Origin of the sequence: Caulobacter sp. UNC279MFTsu5.1 (genome assembly GCF_900114015.1) — a bacterium.
Classification (GTDB): Bacteria; Pseudomonadota; Alphaproteobacteria; order Caulobacterales; family Caulobacteraceae; genus Caulobacter.
On the sequence record NZ_FORN01000042.1, the window covers coordinates 44,972 to 51,800 of the forward strand.

The following is a 6,829-nucleotide window of genomic DNA, read 5'->3' on the forward strand; positions in this document are numbered from 1 at the left end:
GCGGGGCCGAGACTTGCCCGTTCGGCGTGCACCGCTGGGGACAGGCCCCTGGGCCTGTCCCCGGCCAGTCTACGACCATCCGAGCCTTGCACCGACAACGCTGTCGACTACCTTGCCGCGCGGCCCCGGCGTGGGCGCGGGAGTGACGCATGCTCAAGATCCTGGCCTTCACCCTGGCGCTGGCCGCCGCCGCGCCCGCCCTCGCCGCCCCGGCGCCGCCCCTGGCCCTGGCCGAGGTCCCCAAGCCCGCCGGCCCAGCGACCTCGCTGTTCAACGGCCGCGACCTGAAGGCCTGGGACGCCTGGCTCGGCTACGCCGACCCGTCCCTGACCTACAAGCGCCCCCCGATCGCGCCGATCGGAGCGGGCCCGCGGAGCGCCGAGATCTTCAAGGTGGTGGTCGAGGACGGCCGGCCGGCGATCCATGTCGACGGCCGGATCTGGGGCGGTCTGGTCCACCGGGGCGACTTCCGCGACTATCACCTGCGTCTGCAGTACAAGTGGGGCAAGGGCCGCTGGCGGCCGCGCGAGGCCCAGGCGCCCAACAACGGCCTGCTCTACCACTCGCACGGCGCGCCCGGCGCGGTCTGGGGCACGTGGAGCCAGGCGGTGGAGTTCGAGATCATGACCGGCTCGATCGGCATGGTCGTGCCGGTGGGCGAGGCGATCAGCGCCACGACGACCGCCGTCGACGATCCGGCCCTGATCGCCCCCAAGCTGCGGTTCTCGCCCGCCGGCCGCGCCACCACGGCCAGGGGCGGCACGGCGCTGTGGAACATCGAGGCCTACAGCGACGCCGAGAAGCCGGCCGGCGAATGGAACACCCTGGACCTCTACGTGCTGGGCGACCGCGCGATCCACGTGGTCAACGGCGTGCCGGTGATGGAGGTTCGCGACCTCAAGGCCGACGGCGCGCCCCTGACCCATGGCGCGATCCAGCTGCAGTCGGAAGGCGCCGAGACCTTCTTTCGCGACCTGGTTCTGGAGCCGATCAAGAGCCTGCCCCGGATCGTGGCGAAATAGGCGGCGGGGCTTCCTAGGGCGGCCGAACTATTGCCTATGACCAAAAGCGGTTGTCATCCCGGACGAAACGCGTAGCGCGAAGATCCGGGACCGACGCCTGAGCTCAGAGTTTCCGGCGGTCCCGGATCTGCGCCCGGCTTTCGCCGGGCTTGTCCGGGATGACAGCTCTTTTCTCAGCCCATATGCGATCGCCGCTATCGGGGGGACTTGATCGCCGTGCCTTTCGTCGCGCCGTGCGCGGCCAGATACCCCGCCACCGCCTGAGCCATGGCCCGCGAGGCCCTGGCGTCCGGGTGGCGGTTACGGGGGATCAGCCAGCGGGGATCGAGGCGCACGAGCACATAGGGCAGGCCCGCCTCGTCGAGGACGCGGCGGCGCAAGGCGGCTTCGGCGGGAGTCTCCGGGCGTAGTTGCGGCACGAGGATCAGCGGCGTGGCGCGGCGCCGGCGGGCCATGGCGACGGTGTCGGCCAGGGCGGCCCGCGCCGTGGCCACGCCCCGGTCGATCTCGTCCTCGGCGCGGTAAGGAACCGCCCGCCGCGCCACTTCGGCCAGCTTCAAGGACCGGACGGGAGGACGCCAGGCCAGGGCGCTGTCCAGATGCGGGCGATCGACGTCCAGCGTCCGCCGCAGCAAGGACGGCATGAACAGGGCGACCACCGCCACCGGCCGCCGGAAGCGGGGCCATTCGTCGCGCAGGCGCAGATAGGACTGGTCGGTGGCGTAGCCCTCGACGGCGAGGTTGGCGCCCTGCACCCCCGTCAGGGCCTCGACCTGGGCGGGAAGCGACTCGTCCCAAGTCAGGCCGTGCCCGACCATCACGGACTCGCCGGTGAACAGGATGGTCGGAGCCTCGGGATCCACGCGGTCGCCCAGGCGGCGCACCCGATGGCCGGCGGCGTCGAAGGCATAGGTGATGTCACGCCCGCCCAGCCGCCCGACGCCCTCGCGCGCCGGGATGAACACCCAGCCCAGCCGGGCGTCGCGCCGCCGCAGCGGTTCACGCGGCGCGGGGACCTCCTGGGTCCCCAGCCAGGGCAGGCGCGACAGCAGGACCTCGCTGGCGACCAGCGACAGCACGACCGCCAGGACGGTCGGCGCGGCGTCATGGACCAGCCGCCTCGGCGGGACGCGGGCGAACAGCCTGCCCGCCCTTGGCCGGACGATGAAGACCAGCGCCAAGCCGACACCCGCGACCAGGACCCGCAGGACCGTCAGGATCAGGATCTGCCGCTCGCGGGGGGTGTAGAAGTCCGGCAGGACGTGGCGGTCCAGCCAGCGGACGTCTGCCGCGCCGGCCCAGACCAGCAGCGCGACGCCGGCGGCGGCCACGACCAGTTCCGCGGCCAGGCCGCGCACCCGCGAGACCGAGGGTCCGGCCCGTTCAGCCAAGTCTTGATCCTCCCTCGCGGATGATATTGGATGGCTGTCAGAAGGGACCCTGCCCCATGCAATCCCCGCTGTCATCGGTTCACCGGTGGGTTTGGCGCAACGCCCGGCGGCGCGCCAAGAACCTGCTGCGGTTCGCCGAGGTCGAGGCGGACGGGGGCCGCGACCTGGTCCGGGCCGCCGAGCAGACCCAGGACCCGCTCCTGCGCCGCCTGTTCCTGCTGCATGCCCTGGACGAGCAGCGCCACGCCGACCTGTTCCGCAAGCGCGGCCTGGCCCTGATGTCGACCCTGCCCGCCGCCCCCGAGGCCGCCAGCCGGACCGACTGGCTGACGCCGGGCGAGCGCGGCCTGGACGACCTGAGGGTGGAACAGGAGCGCGACGGCGCCCTGCTGGCCTTCCTGCACCTGTCGGAAAAGGCCGCCGCCCGCGACTTCACCCACTATATCGCCGCGCTCGAAGGCGATCCCCCGACCCGCGAGGTCTTCGAGAAGGTCGTGCACGACGAGGCGTTCCACATGAACTACACCCGCGCCCAGCTGCTCCGCGTCGCGCCCAAGGACCACGGGCGCCTGCTCTGGATGGCCCGCCTGCGCCGCCTGTGGTCGCTGTACCTGCGGTTCGCGGGGGCCCTGGCCGCCGTGATCGGCGCGGTGGTGCTGACCCTGCAGTACTTCATCCTGCTGCCGCCCTTCGCCCTGCTGGCCCGCCGCGCCTGGGCCCGCGAGCCCGAGGGCTGGACGCCGATCGCGCCCGAACGCAACGGCCAGGGCGGGCCCAGCCCGCTGAAACGGCAATACTAATGAAGATCCTCGGCATCTCGGCCCACTATCACGACTCCGCCGCGGCCCTGGTCGTCGACGGCCTGCCGGTAGGGGCGGTGCAGCAGGAACGCCTGTCGCGGCGCAAGAACGACGCGGCCTTCCCGCTCGAGGCGATCGAATGGTGCCTGGACCACGCCGGGCTGCAGCCCGAGGACCTCGACGCCGTGGTCTTCTACGAGCGGCCGATGCTGAAGTTCGACCGCATCCTGATCAGCGCCCTGCGCGCCTTCCCCCACGGCCGCGCCGCCTTCGCCCACGCCATGAAGAACAGCCTGGGCGAAAAAGCCTGGGTGCGCGGCCTGATCACCGCCCAGCTGGGCGTGCCCCGCGACCGGATCCTGTTCACCGAGCACCACCAGTCGCACGCCGCCGCGGCCTTCCTGACCGCCCCCACCCGCCGCGCGGCGATCATGACCACCGACGGGGTCGGCGAATGGGCCACCCTGACCGTCGGGCGGGGCGAGCGGCCGGCCGGCGGCCCGATCCGCATCGTCCTGGACCGCGAGGTGCGGTTTCCCCACTCGCTGGGCATGCTCTACTCGACCTTCACCGCCTATCTCGGCTTTTCGGTCAACGAGGGCGAGTACAAGGTCATGGGCCTGGCCGCCTATGGCCGCCCGACGATGGCCGACCAGGTCCGCAAGGTCATCCGCCGCACCAGCGACGGCGCCTTCGCGCTGGAGCTGGACTATTTCGCGTTCCACACCACGGTCGCCCAGTCCTACTCCAGACGGTTCGTCGACCTGTTCGGACCGCCGCGCCAGGCCTATGAGCCCATCGACCTGGCGACGCCCGAAGGCCGCCGCTTCGCCGACATCGCCGCCAGCGTCCAGGCGGTGCTGGAGGAGATCCTGGTCGACATGACCCGCGGCCTGCACGCCGAGACCGGCCTGCCCGACCTGTGCCTGGGCGGCGGGGTGGCGCTGAACGGCGTGGCCAACGCCCGCATCCTGGCCGAGTCCGGCTTCGAGCGGGTGTTCGTGCCGCCCGCCCCGGGCGACGCCGGCTCGGCCCTGGGCGCGGCGCTGTACGCCGACCGCATCCATTTTTGCAATCCCGACCGCGACGTGCCCGACCATCCGTTCTGGGGTCCGTCGATCGACGACGACGAGCTGGCCCGCCTGGCCGGCGAGGACGGCCTGCCGGCCGCGACCCTGAACGACGCGGCCCTGGTCGAACAGACCGCCGACGACCTGGCCGCCGGCAAGGTGGTCGGCTGGATGGAGGGCGCGACCGAGTTCGGCCCCCGGGCCCTGGGCCACCGCAGCATCCTGACCGCCCCGCACGACGTGGCCCTGCGCGACCGGCTGAACCGCGACATCAAGTATCGCGAGGAGTTCCGCCCCTTCGCCCCGGTCGTGCCGATCGAGGCGGCCGACCGCTATTTCCAGCTGCCGCCCGGCGGGGCGCGGCTGGCGCGGTTCATGTCCGGCGTCTTCCCGGTGCGCCCCGAATGGCGCGAGCGGTTGGCGGCGGTCACCCATGTGGACGGCACCGCCCGGGTGCAGGCCCTGGAACGGTCGATGGCCCCGCGCCTGCACGACCTGCTCGAGGCCTACGGCCGCCGCTCGGGCCTGCCCGTGCTGCTGAACACCTCGTTCAACCTGGCCGGCGAGCCGATCGTCAACCGGGTGGTCGAGGGCTATTCGACCTTCCGGCGCTCGGGGATCGACGTCCTGGTCGCCGGCCGCTGCCGCATCGTCAAGCGCGCCCGGGCGCGCACCTCCCTGATCGAAGAACTGGCCTGATGGAAGACCTGGCCTGATGGAAGAACTGGGCTGAATGAGGAACTGGCATGATCCGCCGTCGTGGACGCTTTCACCGCCAGATGATCGTGCTGAGCAGCATGGCCGGCTCGACCCTGGACCTGGTCCAGGGCCTGTGGCGCGGCCCGTCCGGCCGTCGCTGGCTGGTCCCGCTGGCGGTCTTCCTGTGCCTGACCGGGGCGGTGCTGATCCTGGCCGTCACCGTCGAGGCCCTGGCGCCGTTCGTCTACGCGATCTTCTGAGCGTGGAGGACGCCGCCGCCGCCCTGCGCGCCCTGCTGGCCTGCCCGGCCTGCGGGGGCGCCCTGGCGGCGGACTGGAGCTGCCGGGGCTGCGGGGCGCGCCACGTCGAGAGGGACGGCGTCGTCGACCTGCGCCGGCCGGCCGACGCCAGCACCCAGGCCGTGCGCGACTTCTACGAAAAGGCGCCCTTCCCCGGCTATCCGCCGCGCGACAGCCTGGACGGCTTGCGGGCCCGGGCCGAGCGCAGCCCGTTCGCCCGCCTGCTGGACCGCGCCGTCCCCGGCGACGCCCGGATCGTCGAGGTCGGCTGCGGCACCGGCCAGATGAGCCTGTACCTGGCCCGCGCCGACCGGCTGGTGGTCGGCGCCGACCTGACCCGGGCGTCCCTGGACCTGGGCGCCGCCGCCGCCCGCCGATTCGGGTCGAGGAACGTGCTGTTCGTCGAGACCGACCTCCACGCGCCGGGCCTGGCCGAGGGGGCCTTCGACGTGGTGGTCTGCCTGGGCGTGCTGCACCACACCCCCGATCCCCGGGCGGCCTTCGCCCGGCTCGCGCGGCTGGCCCGGCCCGACGGCGGCCTGATCGTGCTGGGCCTCTACAACGCCGTCGCCCGCCTGCCCCTGCGCCTGCGGCGGACCATCGCCCGCCTGACCGGCTTTCGCTGGATCCCCTTCGACCCGGTGCTGCGCGCCCGCGCCGCCGAGCCCGACCGCCACGCCGCCTGGCTGCGCGACCAGTACCGCCACCCCGAGGAGCACCGCCACACCCATGGCGAGGTGTTGAAGTGGTTCGCCGAGAACGGCGTCGACTACGTCCGGGCCTATCCCAGCACGGTGATCGGCGACGAACCGGAGGACCTGTTCGAACCGGCCGCCGACAACTGGAGCCCCGAGGCCTGGCTCAGCCAGGTGGGCTGGATGAAGACCCTGGGGCCGGAGGGGGGCCTGTTCGTGATGGTGGGGCGCGTAAGCCCCGCGGAACACCCGCTTGCCCCCACCTGACCGCTTCGTGGTCACGGCTTAACGACGGGTGTTCGATGGGCGCACGGCCCCCTCCGGCCCTCCGGGCCACCTCCCCCAGAGGGGGAGGAGCTATGAACGCCTCGCCAGATGCTCCCCCTCTGGGGGAGCTGTCGCGAAGCGACAGAGGGGGTCGCGCGCACGGCTTGGCCGCCACGCGCTTTCGCTGCGATGGGATGGGGAGGGTTGCGAAGCGCCCGGGCCTCGCCCGGAGGATTTGCAGTTGATGTACCGTTTCGACGAAGTCAGGCGCTTCGCGTGGAGCCGTTATCCGCAAGGCCGGGGCGCGCGGGCCTTTTCCGCCCTTCACCCCACCCGGTTGTTCCCGCTGGATCTGTGCACCGCTTGATTTCAGAGGCGGGAGTGAGCCAACCAGGACCGGAGCGAACCCCACGACGGGCGGAGCCTTCCAGCGCGAAGACCCCGATGGGCGAGCTTACGTCCCTCGCCCTCTGATTAAGCTCGCCGACCGCAAACTCACGCGCCGCCGACAAGCCCCGCTCGTCCACCCCTGAAGACCGCATCGGTCGCTGGCCTCGCGCCCTCCCCGTGCCTTCAGGTGAGGTCA

General features: G+C 72.3%; 6 protein-coding genes. 5 read left to right on the plus strand and 1 reads right to left on the minus strand.

Features of this window, described 5'->3' with window-relative positions; genetic code table 11:
• Positions 1 to 149: 149 nt before the first annotated feature.
• The gene (locus tag BM066_RS20010) at positions 150 to 1,022 is read left to right on the plus strand and encodes a 3-keto-disaccharide hydrolase (RefSeq protein ID WP_089930095.1); all 873 of its coding nucleotides are present in this window, start codon (positions 150 to 152) and stop codon (positions 1,020 to 1,022) included.
• Between the two features lie 194 nt (positions 1,023 to 1,216).
• Here BM066_RS20010 and BM066_RS20015 read toward each other — a convergent pair whose 3' ends face one another.
• Positions 1,217 to 2,413, minus strand: a complete 1,197-nt coding sequence (locus tag BM066_RS20015; protein WP_143093773.1) for a hypothetical protein — start codon at positions 2,411 to 2,413, stop codon at positions 1,217 to 1,219.
• Positions 2,414 to 2,469: 56 nt separating this feature from the next.
• Between BM066_RS20015 and BM066_RS20020 the strand changes: the two genes are divergently transcribed.
• The 4 genes from BM066_RS20020 to BM066_RS20035 are packed head-to-tail and all read left to right on the plus strand — an operon-like array spanning position 2,470 to position 6,243.
• Complete coding sequence (locus BM066_RS20020) at positions 2,470 to 3,213, plus strand: ferritin-like domain-containing protein (protein WP_089930097.1); 744 nt, start codon at positions 2,470 to 2,472, stop codon at positions 3,211 to 3,213.
• Complete coding sequence (locus BM066_RS20025) at positions 3,213 to 4,982, plus strand: carbamoyltransferase family protein (protein WP_089930098.1); 1,770 nt, start codon at positions 3,213 to 3,215, stop codon at positions 4,980 to 4,982. Before BM066_RS20020 ends, BM066_RS20025 begins: the two co-directional genes overlap by 1 nt.
• A 47-nt stretch (positions 4,983 to 5,029) precedes the next feature.
• Positions 5,030 to 5,242, plus strand: coding sequence for a DUF5989 family protein (locus tag BM066_RS20030; RefSeq protein WP_089930099.1), 213 nt, complete (start codon positions 5,030 to 5,032; stop codon positions 5,240 to 5,242).
• 2 nt (positions 5,243 to 5,244) lie between these two features.
• Positions 5,245 to 6,243: a class I SAM-dependent methyltransferase gene (locus BM066_RS20035; protein WP_089930100.1), complete on the plus strand. Its 999-nt coding sequence runs from the start codon at positions 5,245 to 5,247 to the stop codon at positions 6,241 to 6,243.
• Positions 6,244 to 6,829 lie beyond the last annotated feature (586 nt).